This window comes from Moorena sp. SIO3B2, from assembly GCF_010692525.1.
Lineage (GTDB): Bacteria > Cyanobacteriota > Cyanobacteriia > Cyanobacteriales > Coleofasciculaceae > Moorena > Moorena producens.
Window position 1 is genome coordinate 1 of record NZ_JAAHHE010000709.1, and the last position, 2,138, is coordinate 2,138.

The following is a 2,138-nucleotide window of genomic DNA, read 5'->3' on the forward strand; positions in this document are numbered from 1 at the left end:
AAAATTATGCGCATTGCTCAAGTTGCACCGCTGTGGACTAGCGTTCCCCCCTCTACCTACGGGGGGACAGAACTGATAGTGCATTTGCTCACAGAGGAGCTTGTGAGTCGTGGTCACGACGTAACTCTATTTGCTACGGGAGATTCTCAAACCAGTGCAAAGCTGCGACCTATTTGTGAATCCAACTTAGTCAATACAATGGGAAAAGGTGAAGCCTATCAATACGAATATTACGTCAATGCTAGCCTTAGCTCGGCGATTCGAGAGGGGAATTCTTTCGATCTCATTCATTGTCACCTTGGGTGTGCTTGGATTCCCTTTATGGCGCTTTCTAAAACCCCAATCCTTTACTCAGTTGGGTCCGCAGTGACAGTAGACGATCGATGGGTATTAAGTCGCTATCCTGATGTGAATGTTACATTTCGCAGCTACGATCAGATAGCAACCATTCCTCCTGAAAATCGCAAAAATATTCGAGTCATCTATAACGCCTGTGACTTTGACCGTTTTGAACTCTCGATACAATCTGGAAAATATCTGGCTTTCTTAGGACGAATGTCGTCAAATAAGAATCCGCTGGGTGCTATCCAGATTGCTAAAGAAGTCGGTTTGCCGATCGTCCTAGCCGGTGAACCCATGAATGCCGATGAAAATCAATACTTTGTGGATAACATTAAGCCCTTGATTGATGGTGACAATGTTATTTATCTTGGTCCCGTAAATCACGACCAAAAAGTGGATCTCCTCAAAAATGCGGCTGCATTTCTTTTCCCTATTCAATGGCCTGAACCCTTTGGGATAGTGATGATTGAAGCGATGGCTTGTGGGACACCTGTGATCGCTTGCCGAAAAGGCTCGGTGGCTGAAGTGATTGACTTAGGCAAAACTGGCTTTTATGCAGAGTCAGTGGAGGAATTGATCCCCCTAATATCCCGCGCCATGTCCCTAGATCGCCGTACTGTCAGAGAACACGCCATGCAGCGGTTTAGCGTTAAGCGGATGGTAGATGACTATTTAGCACTTTATGAATCACTGGTTTAGGAAGAAAACTATGAGTAAACCATTGTTGGCAAGTATCGTTATTAATAACTATAATTATGGTCGCTTTCTGAGACAGTGCATCGACAGTGCCTTGAATCAAAGCTTCGGCAACACAGAAGTTGTAGTCGTAGATGATGGTTCGACCGATAACTCTCGTGAAATAATTTCTTCTTACGGAGAGTATGTCACTCCAGTATTTCAAAACAATCAAGGGCAAGCTTCTGCTTTCAATTCGGGGTTTGCCCAAAGCCGTGGAGACGTAATCATTTTTTTAGATGCTGATGATATGCTATTGCCGACGGCTGTCGAGAATGCTCTTCCCTTTTTTGAAGATCCTGAGGTAGTTAAGGTCCAATGGCCCTTATCCATCATTGATGCACAAGGCAGACTTCAAAATCGAACTAAACCAGATAAAGTAAGTTCTATGCCAGAGGGTAATTTGCGTGAAGCCGTAATAAAACAAGGCCCAACAAACTATGTTTGGCCTCCTACCAGTGGTAATGCCTGGTCTAGGACATTTCTGAATAAAATCCTCCCTATGGATCAAGATAAACTTCGATTGGCAGCCGACAATTATCTTTTTGAAGCAGCTCCTTTTTTTGGTCTTATTAAAACAATAAAAAGTCCCCAAAGTTACTATCGAATACATGTAAAAAACTATTGGCAAACCATGAGTTTTGATGAAAAACTTAAATTTCAGCTGAGATTTTGTAATCATTACTTCCCGATTCTAAGCCAGTTTTGTAAGGATATGGGAATATCTGTAGATTTAAGTGATTGGCTCGCCAATTCATGGTGGTACAGACTTAATCGTGCTGTTCAAAAAATCGATGAACTCATTCCGGAAAGAGAACCATTTGTGCTTGTGGATGATGCTATTTGGGGAATGGAAGTCACTTCCTTTCGCCATCCTATCCCTTTTCTTGAGAAAGAAGGAAAATACTGGGGATATCCTACAAATGATGAAGTCGCCATTCAGGAATTAGAGCGATTACGTGAGGCCGGAGCAAAGAAGATAGTTTTTGCCTGGTCCGCCTTTTGGTGGTTAGAACATTATGCCCAGTTTTATGACTATCTTTGTTCAAATTTAACCTGTA

General features: G+C 42.6%; 2 protein-coding genes. Both read left to right on the forward strand.

All coding sequences use genetic code 11. From position 1 onward, the window contains the following. On the forward strand, nucleotides 1-1,041 hold a 1,041-nt coding region (locus F6K38_RS40070; RefSeq protein ID WP_287360438.1), incomplete at its 5' end, for a glycosyltransferase family 4 protein. A gap of 10 nt (nucleotides 1,042-1,051) precedes the next feature. Next, on the forward strand, nucleotides 1,052-2,138 hold a 1,087-nt coding region (locus F6K38_RS40075), incomplete at its 3' end, for a glycosyltransferase family 2 protein (protein ID WP_287360439.1).